Source organism: Occallatibacter sp. FHG110214_02 (genome assembly GCF_059115385.1).
The window spans coordinates 18,320-40,395 of record NZ_JBZYWK010000024.1; the positions used below are offsets into that span (position 1 = coordinate 18,320).

Genomic DNA, 22,076 nt, shown 5'->3' on the forward strand with positions numbered 1-22,076 from the left:
GCCTTCCCTTTCGCGCAAGGAATTATTCCGCACGCAGAGCCTGCATCGGCTCGATTGCAGCGGCTCGCCGGGCCGGGAACAGGCAAGCGGCGGCTCCAACGACAAGCAGCACGCCAATGGCTCCAACAGCCAGCACTGGGTCATACGGACTCACCTGAAAGAGAAGGCTGTTGACCAGGCGCGCTGCCCCGAAAGCCAGTGAGACACCCGCAACCGCACCAGCCGCAACTGGAAACAGCCCATCGCGGAGCACCAGTTGATAAACATTTGCACGCTGCGCTCCCAGTGCCATGCGCAAACCAATTTCTCGGTGGCGCTGCGCTACCGAGTACGTGATTACCCCATAGACTCCAAGCCCGGCGAGAAGCAGCGCGCTGGCGGCGAACAGGAGCAGCAGGTTCCTTTCAAAACGCTGGTTCGCCACGGAGTCCGCAAGAATGCTGCCTAGTGCGCGCACGGTTGGAACCGGCACGTTGCGGTCAACACTCCAGATGGCCTGCCGAACCGCATCCGCCATCTCAGAGATATCCAGATGCGTTCGCACGACGATCCCGGCCTCTGATTCGCAACGGTACCAGTACGGGACATACACCATCATCGGGTCCGGCTTTGCCAGGGAGACAGTGCGGGCATTTGCGACAACACCCACGACCGTAAAGGGCTTTTCTGTGGCCGGGTCGCCGCGGCTGAACTGCTGCCCAATGGGGTTCTTGCCAGGCCACAGTGTTTGTGCGGTTTTCTCTGATACGAGCGCGAGATTTTTATCCCAGTCGCTTGGACCGAAGACCTGCCCGGCAATCAGAGGCAGATGAATTGCGGAGAAGTATTCCGGGCTTACCGAGCGGAAGCTTTCCAGAGGTAATTGCGTGAACGGACGGCTGTCTCCCGCAACCCGCGCCATGTCTCCCCAGCCGTCGCCGCTCAGCGGCAGAATACTGATAAACGCGGCATGGTCCACTCCGGGCAAATGACCGATGCGTTCGAGAACTTCCCTGTAAAACGCTGCGCGATGCTGTCCGTCTACGTAAGAACTGGACGGTAGGTTCATGGCGGCTGTGATGGTTCGCTCCGTAGCGAATCCGCGGTCTACCTGCATGAGCTTTGCCATGCTTGTGGCCAGTAATCCCGTCATCAATACAAGTACGACGCTGACGGCGACTTCAATCCCCACCAGCAGCCGACGCATGCGCCTGCTTCCGTGCGATTCACTGGCCAGACGCGCCTCACTGTGCAGAACTTCCTGCGGCGCTGTGCGGGAGACCATCCACGCCGGCGCTGCGCCTGCGAGCAGCGTTGCCAGCACGGCCAGAATCAGTGCGCAACCGGCTCCGGCCCAATCCAGATGTAGGGAGCCCCGAAAGTCCAGCGCCGGCGGAAGGTACTGCCGCATCATGGGAACAATCGCCGCTGCCAGCGCGATTCCTGCTCCGCCACCCAATACGGCCAGCACCGCGATTTCGCGAATTGCCATGCGGACCAGTTCGGCGCGACGTGCGCCCAGCGCAGCAGCGATGGCCATTTGCTGCCGGTGTCCAACAGCGCGGGCAAGCAGAAGGTTGGTTACATTGACGCAGCCCACAAGCAGGAGACCCGCCACAGCCGCCAATAGCATCAGCAACGGTTTCCGGTTGTTTCCTACCAGCATCTGCTGGAAAGGTACCAACGCGGCGGAGAGTGTCGCCTTTTCATCGGCGGGCAGATTGGCGCTGATGGAGTGCTGCAGCGCGTTTAACTCTGCCGTTGCCGCACTCACGGATACTCCTGCTTTCAGCCGGGCCAGTCCGAAGTAATTCAGGTCGCCCATCTCTTCTGCCAGCCTGTCTTTCGAGAAGGTCAGCGGCACCAGAACTCCGGCAGGCATTACACGGCTTTTGTCGCCAATTGTTGCCAGCGTGTTGATGGACGGCATTCGGAACGACCGGGGCATCACTCCGACCACTGTGTAAGAAAGACCGTCCAGCAGGATGGTTTTGCCCACAACACCGGGGTCGCTGCTGAACTGCTCACGCCACAAGTCGTACATCAGAACGGCTACATGATCGTTGCCGCGCTGCCCTTCACTCTGAGAGAAGGCCCGGCCCAACTGCGGCTGCACCTGGAGCACAGAAAAGATTCCCGGCGTGGCCCACATTGCACCGACCTGCGCGGGATGGTCTCCGGTGCCGAGTGGAATGGAGCCCTGCTCGATAAGCGCCATGGAGTCGAAGCTGCGATTGTTTCGCTGCCAGAAGGTGAAATGATTTGCGCTCACTGGCAGGGTTGGATAGAGATTGCTCCACTCCGCTACCTTTTCTTGCACGGTGACGATGCGGTCCGCCTGCGCGAACGGCAAGGGGCGTAGCATCACGTCGTAGACTAGCGTGAAGATTGCTGTTGTTGCGCCAATGCCCAGGGCAAGCGTGAGCACGATGACGGCGCTGAATCCCTGCGACTTCCATAGCTGACGGGTGGCGTAACGAAGGTCCTGAAGCAGATGTTCAGCAGGAGCCCATCCCCATGCCTCGTGAACCTGTTCGCGAACCAGAACCGGATTGCCGAATGCGCGCCGGGCAGCGTAGCGTGCCTCTTCGGGCGACAGGCCGTTTTCGCGCTGCTCTTCTTCTTCAAGCTGCAGGTCAGACTCGATTTCCCGCGCAAGGTCCGCATTTCGTTTTCCGGCTTGCCACCATCGCATACTCAGCCCTCCTCTGCGACGGGCCACATTACGCGCGCCACGGCTTCCGTCATCTGCTTCCACTGGGACTCTTCTACAACGAGCTGTTTTTTGCCTTTCTCTGTCAGGCGGTAGTACTTGAACTCGCGATTGCGGTCCGAAGCCATCTCCCACCTGGAAATGACCCAACCACGCTCTTCAAGGCGATGCAGAGCCGGATACAACGAGCCATGCTGCATCTGCAGGAAGTCGTTTGTGGTCCGCTGAATGTGCTTGCCAATCTGGTGGCCGTGCGCGGGCCCGTAAAGGAGGGTTCGCAGAATGAGCATGTCCAGCGTGCCCTGCAGGAGATTTGCGCGTTGCTGTTCTTTTTTCGCCATGGAAGACATTCGACCCTTGATGAGAAGCGATAGTAGATATTCGACCATGGATTGTCAAGCAGCCTCCTTTCAATTTTTCGCCTAATTTTCGCTTTTGCTGTATACTAATTGGGCAATGGACTTCCAATTAGTCACACAGTACAAGCCTCGCGGAGACCAGCCCAAAGCTATCGATGAGCTGGTTGGCGGCCTTGCGGCGGGAGAAAAGCACCAGGTTCTGCTTGGCGTTACCGGCTCGGGCAAGACCTTCACCATGGCCAAGGTAATTGAGGAGTGCAACCGGCCTGCGCTTATCCTGGCGCACAATAAGACGCTGGCGGCGCAGCTTTATCACGAGTTCAAGCAGTTCTTCCCCGGCAACGCGGTTGAGTACTTTGTCAGCTATTACGACTACTACCAGCCTGAGGCCTACATTCCCGCCGGCGACCTCTACATTGAAAAGGAGGCGACCATCAATGAAGAGCTGGACAAGCTGCGGCTTTCTGCTACGCGCAGCCTCTTTGAACGCCGCGACACGATTATCGTCAGCTCGGTAAGCTGTATCTATGGCCTAGGTTCGCCGGAAGCTTATTACGGCATGTTGTTGCTGCTGGAAAAAGGCCAGCGCATCAGCCGGAAGGATATTACGCGGCGGCTTGTTGAGATTCTCTACGAGCGCAACGATATGGACTTTCGACGCGGAGCGTTTCGCGTGCGTGGCGATGTGATTGAGGTTTATCCGACGTATGACGAGAGCGCTTACCGGATTGAGTTGTTTGGTGACGAGATTGAATCGCTCTCGCAGATTGACCCGCTGTTTGGCACGGTGAAGCAGAAGTATTCGCGGTTGCCTATCTATCCGAAGAGCCACTATGTGATTCAGCCGGAGCGCAAGCTGGAGGCTATCGACTCCATCCTGAAGGAGCTGAACGAGTGGGTTCCGCAGCTTGAAACGCAGGGGCGCATGGTGGAGGCGCAGCGCGTTAACCAGCGCACGCGCTTTGACCTCGAAATGATTAAGTCGATGGGCTACTGCCACGGCATTGAGAACTACTCGCGGCACTTCAGCGGGCGGCTGCCCGGCGAAGCTCCGCCGACGCTGCTGGACTACTTCCCTCGCGACTTTGTTCTCTTTATTGATGAAAGCCACGCGACGATTCCGCAGGTACATGGCATGTGGCACGGGGACCGCTCGCGTAAGCAGAACCTTGTGGATTATGGATTCCGCTTGCCTTCAGCCGTGGATAATCGCCCGCTGAAGTTTGAGGAGTTTGAGAACCGTATTCATCAGTCCATCTACGTCTCGGCGACGCCGGGACCTTATGAGCTGACACGCTCCTCCGGCGTTGTGGTTGAGCAGGTTATCCGGCCCACTGGGCTTATTGACCCGGAGGTTGAAATCCGCCCGGTCAAGGGACAGGTTGACGACCTGCTGGCTGAGATTCGCGACCGCGCCAAGAAGAACCAGCGCGTGCTGGTAACCACGCTCACCAAGCGCATGGCGGAAGACCTTGCCGGGTATTACACCGAGGTTGGCGTGCGCTGCCGGTACATGCACTCCGAGATTGAAACGCTAGAACGCGTGAAGCTGCTGCAGGGGCTGCGCAAGGGCGAGTACGACGTGCTGATCGGCATCAACCTGCTGCGCGAAGGGCTTGACCTGCCGGAGGTTTCGCTGGTCGCCATTCTGGATGCAGATAAGGAAGGCTTTCTGCGCTCTTCCGGCTCGCTCATCCAGACCATCGGACGCGCCGCACGGCATGTACATGGACGCGCCATCCTATATGCCGATAAGATGACCGACTCCATGAAGCGGGCTATCGGTGAAACTGACCGCCGCCGGGAAATTCAGAAGGCTTACAACGAGGAGCACGGCATTACGCCGAAGTCCGTCATCAGTTCCATGGAGATGGGACTGGCGCAGATTCTCAAGTCGGAATACGGCGAAGTGCTGGAAGAAGAAGCAGCCGGAATGCCGGAATTTGCCTCGCAGGAAGAGGTGGATGCCCACATTGCCAAGCTGGAAACCGAGATGCGCGAGGCGGCCAAGAAGTTCGAGTTTGAGAAGGCTGCAAAGCTCCGCGACACCATTAAAGAACTGCGAGAAAAGGAGTTCCTGTTCGGCTAAGCTCCTTGACTTGCTCCTGCCGGTGCGCCTGGCCTGAAAACGGGCGCACCGGCTTTGTAAAAGACTCCCCCAAAAAGCCCGGCTATCCCGCCCCTCCCGCAACCCTTTATCTTCTCGATACCTGCGCGAACCCCCTACTTAAAACGATTTAATTTGTTTCAGACTAGCAACCTTTTGCTACCTGGCTGGCATCGGAATAATCAGGGAGCGTAGTGTATTGAACGCAGTTGTAAAGCCTTGGGCCCTTGCCCCTCAATCCCCGGCAATTCTGCTGGTTGATGACGATCCTTTCCACTCCCATGCAAGGACGGCGGCGCTTGAGTCCGTCTACCATCGCGTGGTGCGTGCGTCAGGAGCGGCTGAGGCTTTCATTCTCGTTGACCAACCTCTCTTTGCCCGTGATCTTGCGCTTGTGATGGTGGCTCTGCATATGCCCGGCCTCTCCGGCCCGGCCTTTGTCACCGAGCTTGCTAGCCGCGCCCCGCGCGTGCCTGTACTGGTGCTCTGTCGCAAGGGCGAGTGTTCTGACCAATACGGCTCCGAGAACGTCCAACTGCTTCCCGCCACCTCTTCCACACAGGAAATGCTCCACGCTGTACGGAATATGCTCCAGCAACGCGAACTGCGCATTGCATAGAAAAGCTTTTCCGCCTCTCTCCACCAAAAGTCCGACTCGCTCTCATAGCCCCGCACTTTAATATGGTTGCGCCATCTTCCGCGCTTGCGGCAGGTGGATGAAGATGCCCTGTGATAAGGCGCACAGGGCTGTGTGCGGTTCTCCCGCTAAGCTAACTTTGCGTTGAACCGGCAAATAGAAAAATCTAGTTGCCGCGCGGAGTACCGCGCGAGTCTGCGAAAATCGAAACTGGAGTCCCGATGGCAACTTTTGGTAGTTTTGCACTGCTTGTAGCCCTGGCGCTCGCGGCCTACAACCTGCTGGCCGGAATTGTGGCCTTGCGGCTCATCGCCACCGGCCAGCCGGCGCGCATCTCGCCGGAAAGGCTGGCCGACACCGCCCGCCGCGCCGGCATCGCCAGCTTCGCCGCCGTCACCTGCGCAGCCTTCGCGCTGGTCTGGTCCGTCTTCGCCAATGATTTCTCCATCCTCTATATCCTTGAGCACTCCAACCGCGCACTGCCCGCGGCCTACAAGTTTTCAGCATTGTGGAGCGGCCAGGAAGGTTCGCTGCTCCTCTGGGCATGGCTTCTCGCGGGCTACGGCTTCATCCTCCGCCTCACGCATAAGAATGACGTCAAGCTCTACGCCTACGCCGGAACCATCCTCTCTGGCATCCAGGTCTTCTTCCTCGCGCTGCTCAACTTCGCCGCCCCGCCCTTCTCAGTTCTGAAAGGCGAGATTCCTCCGGATGGCAACGGCCTCAATCCTCTCCTCCAATACCCGGAGATGGTCATTCACCCGCCGATGCTCTACCTCGGCTACGTAGGCTTCTCCGTTCCCTTCGCCTTCGCACTCGGCGCGCTCATGATGCGCTACCCCGGTGAAAAGTGGATTCGCATCACCCGCGTCTGGACAATGGTCACGTGGACCTTCCTCACCTGCGGCATTTTCCTCGGCATGCACTGGGCTTATGCGGTGCTCGGTTGGGGCGGCTACTGGGGTTGGGACCCGGTAGAAAACGCCAGCTTCATGCCCTGGCTCGTAGCCACCGCATTTTTGCATTCGGTAATGATGCAGGAAAAACGCGGCATGATGAAGGTCTGGAACGTCTGGCTCATCTTTGCCACCTTCATGCTCACCATCGTAGGCACGCTGCTCACCCGCGCCGGACTCGTCAGCTCCGTCCACGCCTTCGCGCAGTCCTCCATTGGAACCTGGTTCTACGTCTTCCTCGGCATCGTCCTCGCCGTCTGCCTCTTCACCTTCATCCTGCAGAAAGACCACCTCAAAGCCGACAACCAGATTGAATCGCTCGTCAGCCGCGAGTCCAGCTTCCTCTTCAACAACATTGTTCTGCTCATCGCCTGCTTCGTGATTCTCTGGGGCACGCTCTTCCCCGTTCTGAGCGAATACGTGCAAGGCACCAAAGTCACCGTAGGCGCACCGTTCTACAACAACGTCGCCATCCCCATCGGCCTCTTCCTGCTCTTCCTCACCGGCGTAGGCCCGCTGCTGCCGTGGCGCTCCGCATCGCTCCGCGCCATCCGTCGCAACTTTGTCATCCCGTGCATCGCGCTCTGGGCAACAGTCATCGTCGCAATCATCGCGGGCGTCCGCCCGTGGAGAGACGGCGAATTCCAGACCGGCACCTTCTACGCACTGGTCGCATTCGCCTTGGCTGCAGCCGTACTCACAGCCATCACCAGCGAATTCCTCCGCAGCGCCGGAGTCATCTCCAAGCAGACAGGTAAAAACCTCTTCGCCTCCCTGTTCCTGCTGACCCGCCGCAACACGCGCCGCTATGGTGGCTACCTCATCCACATCGGCCTGGTCATCTCCATCATTGGCTTTGCGGGTACAGCCTTCAATCGCAACATCGAGCAGGAAATGGGCCTCCACTCCAAGATCAACCTCGGCCCCTACCAGCTTGAGTGCCTCGGCTTCTCGCAGGACTCGAACAACAATTACAACTCCGAGTTCGCCATCCTCGACGTCACCTCCAACGGCAAGCACGTTACGCAGATGACGCCGGAAAAGCGCGTCTATCTCGCCAGCCAGCAACCGCAAACCATGGTTGCCATCCGCTCCACGCCCGAGTGGGACCTGTACGTCGTCTATGAAGGCGTCAATCCCGACACCAGCCAGCCCATCATCAAAGCGATCTTGAATCCGCTCGTAGGCTGGATCTGGTTCGGCTGGACAATCATGGTCGTCGGCTCACTCATCGCACTCACTCCGTCACTCTCGCCATCCACCGCTGCCGTTCGCGCAACCGCACCCCGCGCAACCGCCACGCCCGCCCTCAAGGGAGGCGACTGATGCACGGGATTCGCAGTCAAGCCTCTTCCAAAACAAGCGTCCTCAAAACAGCTCTGGGTGCCCCATTCGTGTTCACTCATTTTGTGAACACGAATGGGAAAGCACTCCCCTACGCTCTCATCAAAGCCACACAGGCCGTCGCATTAGCGGTAGCCATCTGTTTCACTCTCGGCGCATCCAGCGCCGGCGACCGCTTCAACGACCTCGGCCGCCGCATGATGTGCACCTGCGGCTGCGCGCAGCTTCTCGGCGAATGCAACCACGTTGGCTGCCCCGACTCCGGCCGCATGCGCGACGAGCTTGCCCAGTCCATTCAGGGCGGCCAGACCGACCAGCAAATCCTCGACAACTTTGAAGGGAAATACGGCGCCACCGTTCTCGCCGCGCCCACCACCAAGGGCTTCAACCTCGTCGCCTGGATCGCGCCTTTCGCAGTATTCCTCGCCGCCGTGCTCGGAACACTGCTGGTAGCAAAGCAGTGGGCCACCAGCCGCCAGCAAACCGCGTCGCTTGCGACCGATCCAAGCCCTGAAGCCGCAGCCCTGCGCGATAAAATCCGCCGCGAAACCGGCGGGGATGGAGGTTTCTAACCCATGTCCTCAACTGCCGGACTCCTTACCGGACTCCTCTTGCTCCTCGGCACCTTCGTCTACACCTTCTGGCCGGAAAACAGCTTCGCCGCACAGCGCCAGAAGACGCGTCTCGACTACCTTCTGGAGCGCAAAGAGCAGCTTTACGAAAACCTGCGCGACCTCAACTTCGAATACCGAGCCGGAAAGTACCCCGAAGAAGATTTCGAAGCCCAGCGCTCCGCTCTCGAAAACGAAACCGCCCAACTGCTCGCCGAAATCGAGCACCTGCAACAGGCATAAGCGACAACGTAAGAAGGATTGACCGACACACAATGAACTCTTCCCGCTTCGCACTGGCCGCTGTTTCTCTCGCCCTTTCCGCCGCATTTGCGCACGCCGCCGCCACCTCCGGCACGGTCAACAACAAGACCACCGGCAAAACATCCTCCGGCGACACCGTCGAGCTCATCGACGTACAGGCGAGCATGAGCACTGTTGCGAAAACGACCTCCGACTCCAAGGGCCACTACACCCTCAACATGCCCGGCGCAGGCCCGTACCTGGTCCGCGTCACGCACCAGGGCGCGCCCTTCTTCATCGCCGCCGGCGGCCCTTCCGGCGACGTCAGCGTCTACGACGTGAAAGCCAAGGTAGACGGCGTCTCCATTGAAGACCAGATCTTCGGCATGGAAACCCAGAACGGCCAGCTCGTCGTCACCGAGCAGTTCGTCGTGCACAACACCAGTTCGCCCGCCGTCTCGCAGTTCAGCGACAAGCCCTTTGAATTTGCCCTCCCCGAAGGCGCCGTGCTCGACGCCGCCGAAGCCACGCGCCCCACCGGCATGCCCACCATGGCTATGCCCAAGCCGCTCGCGGAAAAGAACCACTACACCTTCACCATCCCCATTGACCCGGACGCCAGTGAAAACAAGATGACCATCTTCCAGGTCCAGTTCCACCTGCCTTATTCCGGTTCGTACACCTTCAAGCCCACGCTCTCGCTTCCTGTCGATAACTTTGTCGTGCAGCTCCCCAAGGCCATGAGCTTCAAGGCCGCCGACGGCCTCAGCTTCCAGCCCCTGCAACGCGACCCGTCCTTTCAGATCTTCCTGCTGAAGAGCGCAAAGCCCGGCCAGTCCATCTCCTTCACAGTCAGCGGCGAAGGCTCCGTCCCCCGCGAAGCCCAGGGCGGCGGCAATGACTCGCAAGCAGCGCAGCAAAGCGGCCCCGGCGGCGGCATCGGCGAGCCCAACAACCAGCCCGACCCGCTCACAAAGTACAAGTGGTGGATTCTGGGCGGTGTAGGCCTCCTTCTCGCAGCCGTAGCAGCCTTCCTGCTCCGCAAGCCCGCAGGTGCGCCCAACACACCCGCCACTACCGCACCCACAGCAGCCTCCGTCCCCACCCCCACCACGCCCGCGACCCAAAACGCCGCCCTGCTCACCGCACTCAAGGAAGAGCTTTTCTCCCTCGAAAGCGCCAAACTCTCCGGCACCATCGCCGAAGATGAATACGCCCAGCAGAAAGCCGCACTAGAAACCGTGCTGAAAACCGCCCTCAAGCGTAATTCATAATACAAATAGGCAAGCCGTTGTCTTTCCGGAGGGAGCAGGGGCCTTCAGGCCCCTGAATCAAGCACAAAACAAGACGTGGCTTTAGCCACGGGCCTTTCGCCCGCTCCCCACAAAAGACGAAGCCGGATGCCCCACTCATGCGCAGCTTTTGGCGCATGGGTGAGAAGGCACTCCCGCCCGTTCTCCCAATCCAGGTTCACCCGCAAAAAATAAGCCGTGTCATCCTGAGCGAACGGGGCCGCGAGCGCATTTCAGCTCGGGGGTGGTGAGTCGAAGGACCTGCTTTTTTATTTGCGATTCCACATCTCCCGCCCCGGAAACGTGGAATCACACATCCATTCCCATGCCACGAACCGCGCCGCTGGCGCAGTCCGCCGCACGCGCAGTGCTTGATAAACTAGAACTCAGTCCACACATCGGAGCCCCCGTGCACACAGCAGTCGAAGAACGCATCATCCGCCCGGCGCGCAACATTTTCGGCACCCTGCGCCTGCCCGGCGACAAGTCCATCAGCCACCGTTACGGCATGCTCGCCGCCTTCGCCGAAGGCACCTCCCGCTTCTCCAACTTCTCCACCGGAGCCGACTGCGCCAGCACCCTCGCCTGCATGCAGCAGCTGGGCGCAAAGGTCAACAAACTCGGCGACGGCGTTGTCGAAATTACAGGCGTAGCAGGAAAAGTATCGCCGTCCGCGCAGGACCTCGACTGCGGCAACTCCGGCTCATCGATGCGCATGATCTCCGGCCTCCTCGCCCCGCAGGAAGGCACCTTTACCCTCATCGGCGACGCCTCGCTCTCCAAGCGCCCCATGGGCCGCATTCAAAAGCCCCTCGCCGAAATGGGCGCAAAACTCACCCTCACCGAAGGCCATGCCCCGCTCACCATCCACGGCGGCCCGCTCCAGGCCATCGACTACACCACACCCGTTCCCAGCGCGCAGGTCAAAAGCGCCATCCTGCTAGCCGGCCTCCAAACCGCCGGAACCACCACCGTTCGCGAAGCCATCCGCACCCGCGACCATAGCGAGCTGGCCCTCCGCGCCTTCGGAGCCAACGTCGAGCGCACCTCGAACTCCATCTCCATCTCCGGCCCGCAAAAACTCCACGCCATCGAGTCCGCCGTCCCCGGCGACATCTCCTCAGCCGCCTTCTTCCTCTGCGCCGCCGCGCTTTTCCCCGGCTCCAGCCTCGTCCTCGACCTGCTGGGCCTCAACCCCACGCGCGCCACGCTGCTTGATGTCCTGACCGCCCTCGGCGCGCACATCGCCGTCCTCAATCTCGAAGAGAAAAACGCCGAGCTGGTCGGCACTGTGCAAATCACCGCCCCACCCGAAGGCCTCAGCTCCACCAGCATCACCGGCGGCCTCGCCGCGCAGCTCATCGACGAGCTCCCCGTCCTCGCCGCCATCGCCCCTTACACCAGCGGCGGCATCCGCATTCGCGACGCCAAAGAGCTCCGCGTAAAAGAATCCGACCGCATCGCCCTGGTCGCGCAGAACTTGCGTGCGATGGGCGCAGAGGTAGAAGAGTTCGAAGACGGCCTCGACGTTCCGGGCGGGCAGGCACTGCATGGCGCAACCATCGACTCCGGCGGCGACCACCGCATCGCGATGGCCTTCTCTGTCGCAGCTCTCCGTGCCGAAGGCGAAAGCCGTATTGTAGGCGCGGAATCGACGGCTATCAGCTTCCCTGAGTTCTTCACGCTGCTCGACCAGGTTGCGGAGCGGTAAAGACAGCTTCTAGCTGTTAGCTATTAGCCCAAAAATGAAAAAGCCCGGCTTGCGCCGGGCTTTTTCATTTCGTTTCACGTTCTATCGCGTCTGCTTAGCAGGCAACAATCCCGGCACCAATGGAGCTGCATTGACCTGTCCCGCAGCGGCATCGTTCAGATTGATTCCGTAGTGGTCCAGCGTGCTAGCCAGCAGTTGATAGAGCAGCGCACGGTCTTGCGCATACTGCAGGTTCGCCGCAATCAAGCTGTTCTCCGCCGTAGCCAGGCTGCTCTGCTTCTGCAGCACCGTCGTCGATGTCGAAGCTCCATATTGCAACTTCTTCTTCTCCGCATCCAGGCTCTGCCGCGCATATTCCTGCGCCGCCTGTGCCGCCTGCACCTTGGCGCGGTCGTTGGTCAGCGCATACTTCTGGTTCACCACCTGCATGCGAATCTGCGTGTAAAACTGCTCCAAGCGCAGTTCCGCCTGCCGATACTCAATCAGGGACCGTGCCTGGTCCGCCTGAGCCGTCCGGTTGCGAATCGGAATATTAAACGTGAACGCAACACCCTTATCGGGCGCGCTGCTGTTACCCAGGTTCTGCAGGACACTGCCATAACCAATCGTAGGCACCGTGTTCGGATCGCAGGGCTGACCCGTCAGGAGGTCGTAGCAGTTCGGGCTTTGCGAGCCGCCATACGCGCTGGCTCCGTAGAAAGCCTGCACGTTCAACGTTGGCAGCAAGGCATTGCGAGCGCCCTTCAGCGTAATCTCATCCTTCTTGATGGAAAGCGCAGCCTGCTCCAGCTCCGGACGGTTCTTGAAGGCCTCCTGCACCAGGTCTTCCGCACTCTGGCCCTCTTCCGGCAGTTCAGCAAGGCTCACGCGGTCTGTGGGGATAATCGGCGCAGCCACCAGCGTGGGGTCGTTCAGGTTGCGCGCAATCGCCTGCTTCAAGACAAGCTGCTGGTAGTTCAAGTTGCTCTGCGAGCTAATCAGGCTCTGCTTATCCGTTGCTACCGTGGACTGCGCGTTGACCACATCCAACGGAGCCATGGTGCCGATCTGCAGTTGCTTCTGCGTATCGCTCAATACCTGCGTGCTCTGGTCCAGCTCTTCCTGTTTGGCCTGCACGTCTTCATAGGCGCTCACCACAACCCAGTAGATGTTCTCCACCTGGTTGACCGTGGTGAGAATCTGCTGGCGGAAGGTGGAGTCTGTAATGCGACGATTAATCACAGCTTCATACATGAACCGCTTGTTGATCCACGTGCCAAAGCCCTGTAACAGCGGCTGCGTAACCGTAGCCCGGAAGTTGGAGCTGAGCTGCGGGCTATAGCTGTTGAAGTAGTTGTTACTCGTAATGCGCTCGTTGTTCCAGGTAATGCCGAGCGTCGCGCCGGTAACAAATCCCTGATTGTAGGTAAAGTTGTACTGGTCGGTATTGGTCGAAGAAGCCGGCTGCAGAGCGCTGACCGTGGGCGACGATGCTCTCTCCAACTGAATGGTCCCGGTAACCACCGGGTCACGATTGGTAGGAGCCGGTCCCGCGCCATCGCTGGTAATCACAAGACCGGAAGAACCGGCCGTAGCGCCTGCAGTGCTGCCTGGAGCGCCGCTCGTGCCCAGCGTCTGCGAAGTACCGCCGATGGTGTTCTGCAGAACCGCCGCGCCAACGCCCTTTAATCCAGAACCCGCCTTGGCACGCGCATAATCCAGATCCGCGATGTCCAGGTAATAGCGCTCAATCGCAATGTCGTAGTTGTTCTCAATCGCCAGCGCAATTGCGTCGGAAAGGCTTAAGTAAATCTTCCCGTCCTTCACTAGGTCGGTCAGACGCACCGAGTTGGCGAAGTTCGCCTTATCCACGGTGGTCGGCATGTAAGGCTTAATGGGATTTCCCAAAAGCGGTCCGGCGGGCTTGGTAAAGTCCCGCGAAGAAGGCCGCAGCCATAGTGGCTCGGTGAGCTTGGGCTGCGGCTCGACCGGCAGCGCGGAGGCCTGCTTGTCGGCAGGCGTCGTAGCAGCCTGCTGCTGGGCGTATCCGCCCGGCGCTCCCGAGGCCAATGTCAGCATCACAAGAGCCAGAGCACGCAGCTTTTCCACCGGCTGATAGTGTTTCAACACACCCGTACCTTTCAAATTCATGTTTCCTCTCCACAAAATTGTTAAGGCATGTGGGGTGCCATTCGTGAATGCGGCGGAAAGGCTTCTCCGGCCACAAAAACTCTCCCATCGTAAGCGCCAGTGCGCACCGCAGCCGGTAGCTTGCCGAGTGCCTGCTTCCCTCATCCATACGCGCCGCAACTGGGTTTCGTTCCCGAAATTTTGCAGCCGATTTTCCCCAAGAGAAGCGGATAGTTGAGTATATCCCAGTGCCGATTGCTTTACGGGAAGCAGGATCAACAGGATATTGCTGAACTTTGGACGTTGAAATTCAACAAAATCGGCGATTTTTTTAATTGACTTTCTCTGAAGCCCGATAAACCTCGCGCCCACCAACCACCGTACTCAGCACCCGCGTCTTCAAAATCGCCGGCGCATCCACCGTATACAAATCGCGGTCAACAAGGATGAAGTCCGCCTCAAAGCCCGGAGCCAGCTTGCCTCTGCGCTTCTCCGCAAACTCCGCATACGCCGAGCCCTGCGTGTAGGCATAGAGCGCCTGCCCGCGTGTCAGCTTATTCTCCGGGAAATAAGTCTTCGTGCCCGCCTCATTCATGCGAGTCACTGCGGCATAAAGTCCGCGGAAGGGCGTCACCGGCTCGACGGGATAATCTGTTCCGAAGGCAAGCGACACACCGGCATCCAGAAATGACTTCCACGCGTACGAGTAGGCCGCCCGCTGCAGTCCCAAACGGCTCTCCGCCCAGTTCATGTCGGTCAACAGGTGGTTCGGCTGCATGGAGGCGATTACGCCTAACTGCTTGAATCGTGGAATGTCGGCAGGATCCACCACCTGCGCATGCTCGATGCGGTTGCGCGCTGACGTCGAAACTCCGGGCTGCGAAAACGCATCCAGCGCCATTGCCGCGGCCTTGTCGCCAATGGCATGAAAGCCCAACTGAAAGCCGGCCTGCGCCCGCTCCACTGCAAGTTTGTTCAGCTCCGGTTGATTGAAACGCGCGAGCCCGGCGTTCTTCGCATCATCGGCAAACGGCTCCTTCATCGCCGCTGTACGCGAGCCGAGCGAGCCATCCATAAATCCCTTCAGCATGCCGGTATGCAGCAGCGGGTCATTCGCGTCATGATGCGCCCGCATCTTCTTCAGCGTGTCCAGCGGAAGCTCAAACGGTAGCCATTCCGAGATGCGCAGGCCAAGCTTGCCTTCCTTCTCCATCCGCTCAAACACGAGAAAGTCTTCCCAGTCCGACAAGTCCTGAACCGAGCTCACGCCATGCGAAAGCGCATCGTCAATGGCCAGCTCATCTCCGTGCCTGCGCTCCGCAGCGGTAGGCGGCGGAACCAGCCTTGCCAGCAGCGCCTTTGCCGTCTCGCGCAAAATCCCCGTAGGCTCACCGCTAGCATCGAGGTCAATCTTGCCGCCCTGCGGAGCGATGGTCTTTCCCGTAATCCGCGCTGCTTTCAGCGCAGCCGTGTTCGCAATTGCAATGTGCCCGTCAATGCGTTCGAGATACGCCGGATGATTCCCAGTAACTTTATCCAAATCCTGCCGCGTAGGCAGCACCGCAGGAGTCCACAAAGTATGGTCCCAGTTGCCGCCCGTCAGCCAATGCCCTGCTGGAGCCGCATCGGCAAACTTCTGCACCACGGCCAGCATCTCCGCCAGTGACTTCACGCCCGTCAGGTCCACATTGAGCTTGGTCTGCCCCGCGCTGCCCAGGTGCGTATGCGCATCCTCAAACCCCGGAAACACATACACACCCGTCCGAGCCGTATCCACATCATGCAGCCGCGTATGCGCATCCGCCAGTTGCTTGATTTCGCCGTTCGCTCCAGCCGCCACAACCTTGCCACCTGCAACAGCAATCGCTTCGACAACTTCCGGCTTGTCTTCCGCCAGTCCGTTGCCCGTGTAAATACGGGCGTTGAAATAGATATCGTCAGGGGCCGGTGTCCTGGGCGCAGATTGCGTCGACACCGTTACAGCAGCAAGCAGCAAGGCAGAAATTCGCATGCGCAAAGACTAGCAGAAAGTGACTCTCACATTGGTCACAAACAATTCTGGCAATCAGGCATCGGCTTCTGAACCCTGTTTACTGCTCTGAAGCCCATTCCGTCATCGTCAACAGCAGCAACAGAATCCGCCGTAGCGCAATCTCGCGGTTCTTATCCTCGTACCACTCCGCCAGCGTATGCGCTCCGCCGCCATCGCCGCCCGCGCCCAGCGACATTGCCTGCACTCCCCGCGACAACGGCCAGTTGGCATCGGTCGAACCAAGCCGCAGCGAAGTTGCCAATCCCAGATGCCGGTCCACAGCACGCAGCGCTATCAGCAATGCGCTCTCTTCCGGCAAACGCGCCGCAGGACGGTTTCCAATGCGCTCAATCTCAAAGGTCAGGCTGCTGCGAGCTTTCAACGCACGCTGGTTCGCATGGTCCACGGCATCTTCCACGGCGCGATAGAGAGCAACCTCCAGCCGCACCAGTTCCTCCGCGCTTGTCGAACGGAAATCAATCGCACCCGTCGCAGACTCCGGTATCGAATTCACGCTGGTACCGCCGTGAATCGTGCCAAGGTTCATCGTCGTCCTCGGTTCTTGCGGCAACCTAGTGCGCGACACATCAGCAAGCGCATCGGCAAGCGCTGCAATCGGGTTCGGCGTACCTGCATCGGTAAAGCTATGCCCACCCGGCCCTTTCATGGTCACGCGAAAACGCCTGCTGCCCAGCGCCTGTGTTACCGCACCATCCGTGCCTGCGCCATCCAGCACCACATGCGCGGCCACTCGTCCGGCCAGCTTGCTCTGCGCATAGAAATGCCGCACGCCGCGCAGGTCGCCCTCGCCCTCTTCGCCCACATTGCCAAGAAAGACCAGCGGCGCGGGCAACTGCGCTCCAACGGCGGCCAATGCATGCGCAATCGCCAGCATGCCTACAATACCTGCGCCGTTATCGCTTGCGCCGGGAACTTCCAGCCTGTCCGTGCCCTCAATGCGCCGCAAAATCGGATGCAGCGGAGTATCTGCCGGAAAGACCGTGTCGAGGTGCGCTGACAGAACGACAATCGGCCCCGTGCTCTCCGCGCTCAAATGTGGTGCGGGCAAAAAGCCAAGCACGTTGCCGACTTCATCTATCTGCACATCGACGAGCCCCGCTTCGCCAAAGCGCTCCGCCATCCATTCCGAGCGAGCCTTTTCTCCAAACGGCGGCGCGGGAATCGAAGACACTTCCGCCTGCCAGTCGAGAATCGTCTTGGGGTTCGCGTGAATCCACGCAAAGGCCGCATGCACAAAGCGTTCAGCGGCCAATGACGTCACGCGGGAAAACATAGCTGCGGCAGAATTCGGCATGCGCTCTGTCTTCAGGTTAGCAGCCATGCTTACTCCGCATACTCCACCGAATGCATAAACAATCCCCGCGCAGGAGCCGTCGGCCCGGCAGCCGCACGCGCACGCGCAGCAATCATCCCCGCAATCTCCTCAGCCCGCGTATACCCGCGCCCCACATCCAGCATTGTGCCCACCATATTCCGCACCATGTGATGCAAAAACCCGCTGCCACGCACGCGATAGATCATCAGCAGGCCATCCGTGCTCCGCTCTTCATGCCACGCCGATCCCCATACCGTGCGAATCGCGTTCTTTATCGGCTCGCCATCTTCATCCACAAGCAGGCCACGCTCCATTTGCTCGCGGCTCGCCTGGTCCGGATCCGTCGCGGTAAAGCTCAAAAAATCATGCGTGCCGAGAAACGCCTTCGCCGCTTCATTCAACGCAGCTAAATCCAAAGGCCACGGATACGCCAGCACATAGCGCGACAAAAACGGAGGACAGATGCGCCTCGGCTCATCGTTCACGCGCTCCGCAAAGACACGATACTCATACGTCTTCGCAGTCGTCGAATGCCGCGCATGAAACTCCGCCGCCACACGCTCCGCTGAAATTACGCGAATCGACTCGGGCAGCGTGCGGTTCAGCGCCCGCTGCAGATTCTCTTCCGGAATCCGTGCCTGCAGCTCAAAGCTGGCCACCTGAGCCATTGCATGCACGCCCGCATCCGTGCGCCCTGATCCTTGCGGCAGCGGAGCTTCGCCCGTCACGCGGCCCAACGCTTCCTGCAACTCGCCCTGAACCGTAACCTGCCCCGGCTGCACCTGCCAGCCTTTGTAATCCGTGCCGTCATAGGCAACAATCAGCTTCCAGTTCTGTGCCGAGGGCTCTTCCGTCAATGCCAAATCACTCACAGTTCCAGACTATCTGACCGGCTCACGACAGCAAATTACGCATGCTTTCCTGTACCCTGTCCCCTGCACCCAGTCCCCTACTCTCCGGCATCTCAATCCGCAGCGTAGGCAGCGCCTCGGGATACTCCCGCCGCAAAAACTCAATCATCTTTTCGCGCACCAGGCAGCGCAAATCAAAGTTCTCCGAAGACCCGCTCGAACTCACCAGGCAGCGAATCTCCATCGTGCGCTCGGTCAGATTCGTCACCTGCAAAACGCAAACCCGCCCATCCCAAAGCTGCGTCTCGCGCACAATCCGCGCCAACTCTTCACGCATCGGCTCCACGGGCACCATGTAATCCACGTACAAAAACGCAGTACCCAGAATGTCGGCGCGCTTCCGAGTCCAGTTTTGAAAAGGATGCTCAATGAAATAACTCAGCGGCACCACCAGCCGTCGCTCATCCCAAATCTTCACCACGACATACGTGCTGGTAATCTCCTCAATCTTTCCCCACTCGCCCTCGACAACCACCACGTCATCAATGCGAATGGGCTCGCTCATGGCAATCTGCAGGCCTGCCAGCACGTTGGACGCCGTGGACTTGGCCGCCGCCGCCAGCACCAGCGAAGCCAATCCTGCCGAAGCCAGCAACCCTGTGCCCCACTTCCACAACGTCATGTCGTGAAAGCTCCACAGCATTCCCACGGCGCCCAGCACCACCACGCCGCCAATCAGCATGCGCCGGATGAACTGCATCTGCGTATGCACACGCCGCGCGCGCAGGTTGTCCTTCACCGTTACGTCAAAACGGCGCAGCGTCAGCATTTCAAAGAGATAAATGCCGGAGATTGCCAGCCACCCCAGTGCCAGCACCAGCGCAATTTCAATGCCCTGCTCGGTGCGGTCCTTCCACAGTGCCGGCACCTGCGGCACAAACGGCAGCACAATGCGCAGACCCATGATCACAAAGACAAGCCGCGCCGGCCGCGTCAAAGACTTCTGTATCTCAACAAACCGCTTCAGGCTTTCCTGCTGGTTTCGCTTCAGCAACTGGAAAACAAGCGTGTGGATCATGTTGCTGAAAACCAGCGCCGCGCACAGCAAAAAGATGACAAACAGCCAGTCTTGCGCGGAAAAGGCTATTCTGTCCATTCGCTCCACTCCTCCTCTAATCTAACGACTTCCACGCAGCAAATATAAGACGCACAAAAAGATAGACGGGCTGCCTGGGGAACCAGCACGCCGCCCCTTTTTCAAAGGCGTTGAAACATATTGACACGAAACGGCACTACTGGGTAGAGCCAAGCGCTGGGCTCCAGCCAAATTCCAATCTTTAGTTCGCTCGTAGAGCTGCCCTCCGAAGGCGCTGCGGGATATACGCCTGTCCAGGAGGATTATTGTGAAATTCATCTCTCGTCTCTGCCTTTCTCTTGCCTGCGTGCTGGTTCTGTGCGGCCTTGCCGCACACGCAGCCACGGTAGGCCAACTCTCATGCTCGGATAACGTCAAGGCCAACCTCAGCTTTTACGACCTCGCCTTCACCAACACGTCCAACATCGGTTCGCAATCCAGCGGCGCGGGAGCGGGCAAAGTCACCGTCATGCCGCTCCGCATTCACACGTCGCTCGTGAACTTTATTCCCTTCTTTCAACTGGTCACCACGGGCAGAAATCTGGAGACCTGCAAGCTCACCGTCCGCGCCAACGGCGACACCATCGTCTACACCTTTACCGACATCCTTGTGACCAGCGTGACGGCAGGCGGCAAAAGCTCACCCTCCTTCGGCCAGCAATCCACTTCTTTCCTCGACGTGCAACTCAGCTACGGAAAGATCGAAGTTGAGTCCAACGGCCAGGATGACGGCGGAGTAGATATGGACCCCAGCAGCGGCGGATGGAACGTTATCAACAACCGTCCCGTATAAACACAACGTACCGCCACGAGCCCCGCGCCTGTCATGCTGGCGCGGGGCTTCTGTTTTGCGCGGCGTAGATGCAAAAATAAGCTATCGATGAAACTGCGCGCCTATCTGCTGATGACCTTCGTTGTCGCCGTCTGGGGAACCACGTTTGTCCTCGTCAAATCCGCGCTCGCCGACGCATCACCCGCCATCTTCAACCTCATCCGCATGTCGCTGGCCTCGCTGGTGCTTCTCGCGGCCTACCGGCACACCCTGCGCGGCATCCGCTCGCGGCAAATCGCCGCTGGAGCCATCGTTGGCTTCTTCCTCGCAGCCGGATACCAGTTCCAGACCATCGGCATGCTCTACACCACGCCTTCGCGCTCGGCATTTATCACCGGCCTTGTCGTCGTGCTGGTGCCGCTCTTCAGCATCGTGCCGGCTCTGCGCTCGCCAGGCTCCCGCGCTCCGCGTTGGAACGCCTTTCTCGGCGCAGCATTCGCCTTTGTAGGAATCATTCTGCTGACCACACCGGCGAGCACCGCATCGCTGCTGCCGGACTGGTCCGCTATCAATCGTGGCGACCTCATTACCTTCGGCTGCTCCGGCGCCTTCGCCTTGCACTGCATCACGCTCGGCCACGCATCTCCGCGCATCGACTTCCGTCCGCTGGCCGTGCTTCAGGTAGGCTTCTGCGCAATCTTCATGGCGTTGAGTTTGCCGCTCGTCGAACATACCCGCTTTAGCCTGACGCCACGGCTCATTCTCGCTTTGCTCATCACGGCTGTTCTGGCGACAGCCGCGGCCTTCTCCATCCAGAGCTGGGCGCAATCCATCCTGCCGCCCTCGCACACCGCCGTCATTCTCACAGTGGAACCAGTCTTCGCCTGGCTGACCTCGTTCCTCATCATGGGCGAACGGCTGGCGGCGCGGTCTGCTGTTGGAGCACTGCTCATCCTTGCGGGAATCGCGTTTACAGAACTGATGCCGCAGCCTCACCTTGCAACCGCCCACGAAGCCTGAGCCAATACTTATTGCACAGTTTTAGTCGGGGCAGACTGGCTGGCCGAAGTGGTGTAGAGGTGGCAGCCGCCGGTAGTTTCCTTGAACCGGAAATAGGGGTGCATGAAAAGCAGCGCACGCGCATCACCTGAGCCTTCACTCAAGTCGTTGAGCCACACGCCATCCGGCTCCTGGTGATTGTGTACATGCAGCCAGAAGCCTTTATTCAGGCTGCCAATCACGCCGCCGACAATCTTCACATCCTTCACTGACTTGATGTTCATATCCATCAGCACACCCGTCTGCTCATCCAGCGAGATGGTTCCCTGCATGACGGTGGCAAAACGCTGATACATGTTCTTCGCCTGAAAGCTGGGATTGGGAACAATGTTGTAGAAGAGCACGCTGCGGCCATTTACCTGCTCGCGATGGCCATTGGCCAGCATCATGGCGGAGAGAATGTCCTCGGCCTGATGCTCCTGCTTGGCTGCCTCTTTGTCTGCCGTGGCCTTGTCGCTATACTTCACAGTCTCTTTCATCACGCGCTCATCTTCCTTGCGCGTCTGCTCCGGCGTATAGACCTTCCCGTCTTTGGAAAGCGTGCGCTCAATGGGAACGCTATTGACGTAAAACTGCTCTTTTACGGTTGTGTTCTGGTGTTTGACCTTGCCGTTCTTATCGGTCTCCGCGCCTTCGTCGAGGATGCGGCACTCGTAGCGCTCCTGCTGGGCGGCAAGTTTCTTCTCGCTGGCAAGAGCGCGCTCAAAAAGCTGGCGCGAATCCGGCAGCGGAGCATTGGCGGAAGTCTGCGCATGGAAGACAGCGCTGGAACCAAGCATCAGCAAGCAGACAGTAATAGAAATGCGCATAGAGCCTCTGCTTCCATAAGA

General features: G+C 59.4%; 17 protein-coding genes. 9 read left to right on the plus strand and 8 right to left on the minus strand.

The genetic code is table 11. From position 1 onward, the window contains the following. Positions 1 to 22: 22 nt before the first annotated feature. Together AC5S3R_RS17340 and AC5S3R_RS17345 are read right to left on the minus strand one after the other, a co-directional pair. The gene (locus AC5S3R_RS17340) at positions 23 to 2,674 is read right to left on the minus strand and encodes an ABC transporter permease (protein WP_494268416.1); all 2,652 of its coding nucleotides are present in this window, start codon (positions 2,672 to 2,674) and stop codon (positions 23 to 25) included. Between the two features lie 2 nt (positions 2,675 to 2,676). Next, positions 2,677 to 3,033, minus strand: a complete 357-nt coding sequence (locus AC5S3R_RS17345; protein ID WP_494268417.1) for a PadR family transcriptional regulator — start codon at positions 3,031 to 3,033, stop codon at positions 2,677 to 2,679. Positions 3,034 to 3,148: 115 nt separating this feature from the next. Between AC5S3R_RS17345 and uvrB the strand changes: the two genes are divergently transcribed. The 7 genes from uvrB (at position 3,149) to aroA (ending at position 11,952) form a co-directional block, all read left to right on the plus strand. Then, the gene (uvrB, locus tag AC5S3R_RS17350) at positions 3,149 to 5,140 is read left to right on the plus strand and encodes an excinuclease ABC subunit UvrB (protein WP_494268418.1); all 1,992 of its coding nucleotides are present in this window, start codon (positions 3,149 to 3,151) and stop codon (positions 5,138 to 5,140) included. Positions 5,141 to 5,357: 217 nt separating this feature from the next. Continuing rightward, a complete protein-coding gene (locus AC5S3R_RS17355) occupies positions 5,358 to 5,777 on the plus strand; it encodes a response regulator (RefSeq protein ID WP_494268419.1) in 420 nt (139 codons plus the stop codon). 239 nt (positions 5,778 to 6,016) lie between these two features. After that, positions 6,017 to 8,077: a heme lyase CcmF/NrfE family subunit gene (locus AC5S3R_RS17360; RefSeq protein WP_494268420.1), complete on the plus strand. Its 2,061-nt coding sequence runs from the start codon at positions 6,017 to 6,019 to the stop codon at positions 8,075 to 8,077. 68 nt (positions 8,078 to 8,145) lie between these two features. Further along, complete coding sequence (locus AC5S3R_RS17365) at positions 8,146 to 8,667, plus strand: cytochrome c-type biogenesis protein CcmH (protein ID WP_494268421.1); 522 nt, start codon at positions 8,146 to 8,148, stop codon at positions 8,665 to 8,667. Between the two features lie 3 nt (positions 8,668 to 8,670). Further along, positions 8,671 to 8,949 carry a hypothetical protein gene (locus AC5S3R_RS17370; RefSeq protein WP_494268422.1) on the plus strand — a complete coding sequence of 93 codons (279 nt, stop codon included), beginning with the start codon at positions 8,671 to 8,673 and terminating at the stop codon, positions 8,947 to 8,949. A gap of 32 nt (positions 8,950 to 8,981) precedes the next feature. Further along, entirely contained in the window at positions 8,982 to 10,223 is a 1,242-nt protein-coding gene (locus AC5S3R_RS17375) for a peptidase associated/transthyretin-like domain-containing protein (RefSeq protein ID WP_494268423.1), read from the plus strand. Positions 10,224 to 10,650: 427 nt separating this feature from the next. Then, positions 10,651 to 11,952, plus strand: coding sequence for a 3-phosphoshikimate 1-carboxyvinyltransferase (gene aroA, locus AC5S3R_RS17380; protein WP_494268424.1), 1,302 nt, complete (start codon positions 10,651 to 10,653; stop codon positions 11,950 to 11,952). Between the two features lie 81 nt (positions 11,953 to 12,033). On the opposite strand, the gene AC5S3R_RS17385 is transcribed toward aroA, so the two are convergent. The 5 genes from AC5S3R_RS17385 to AC5S3R_RS17405 form a co-directional block, all read right to left on the minus strand. Beyond that, the gene (locus AC5S3R_RS17385) at positions 12,034 to 14,082 is read right to left on the minus strand and encodes a TolC family protein (protein WP_494268425.1); all 2,049 of its coding nucleotides are present in this window, start codon (positions 14,080 to 14,082) and stop codon (positions 12,034 to 12,036) included. Between the two features lie 310 nt (positions 14,083 to 14,392). Then, complete coding sequence (locus AC5S3R_RS17390) at positions 14,393 to 16,072, minus strand: amidohydrolase (RefSeq protein WP_494268426.1); 1,680 nt, start codon at positions 16,070 to 16,072, stop codon at positions 14,393 to 14,395. Positions 16,073 to 16,151: 79 nt separating this feature from the next. Further along, positions 16,152 to 17,435: a M20/M25/M40 family metallo-hydrolase gene (locus tag AC5S3R_RS17395; protein WP_494268427.1), complete on the minus strand. Its 1,284-nt coding sequence runs from the start codon at positions 17,433 to 17,435 to the stop codon at positions 16,152 to 16,154. Between the two features lie 2 nt (positions 17,436 to 17,437). Then, on the minus strand, positions 17,438 to 18,301 hold the full coding sequence (truA, locus tag AC5S3R_RS17400; protein WP_494268428.1) for a tRNA pseudouridine(38-40) synthase TruA: 864 nt from the start codon (positions 18,299 to 18,301) through the stop codon (positions 17,438 to 17,440). A gap of 22 nt (positions 18,302 to 18,323) precedes the next feature. Next, positions 18,324 to 19,436, minus strand: coding sequence for a mechanosensitive ion channel family protein (locus tag AC5S3R_RS17405; RefSeq protein ID WP_494268429.1), 1,113 nt, complete (start codon positions 19,434 to 19,436; stop codon positions 18,324 to 18,326). A gap of 247 nt (positions 19,437 to 19,683) precedes the next feature. Here AC5S3R_RS17405 and AC5S3R_RS17410 point away from each other — a divergent pair, with 247 nt between their 5' ends. Beyond that, on the plus strand, positions 19,684 to 20,208 hold the full coding sequence (locus AC5S3R_RS17410) for a type VI secretion system tube protein Hcp (RefSeq protein WP_494268430.1): 525 nt from the start codon (positions 19,684 to 19,686) through the stop codon (positions 20,206 to 20,208). 87 nt (positions 20,209 to 20,295) lie between these two features. After that, a complete protein-coding gene (locus AC5S3R_RS17415) occupies positions 20,296 to 21,207 on the plus strand; it encodes a DMT family transporter (protein ID WP_494268431.1) in 912 nt (303 codons plus the stop codon). A gap of 8 nt (positions 21,208 to 21,215) precedes the next feature. Here the strand turns inward: AC5S3R_RS17415 and AC5S3R_RS17420 are convergent, their stop codons facing one another. Next, positions 21,216 to 22,055 (minus strand): hypothetical protein, encoded by an 840-nt coding sequence (locus tag AC5S3R_RS17420; protein ID WP_494268432.1) that lies wholly within the window; start codon positions 22,053 to 22,055, stop codon positions 21,216 to 21,218. Positions 22,056 to 22,076: the final 21 nt, after the last annotated feature.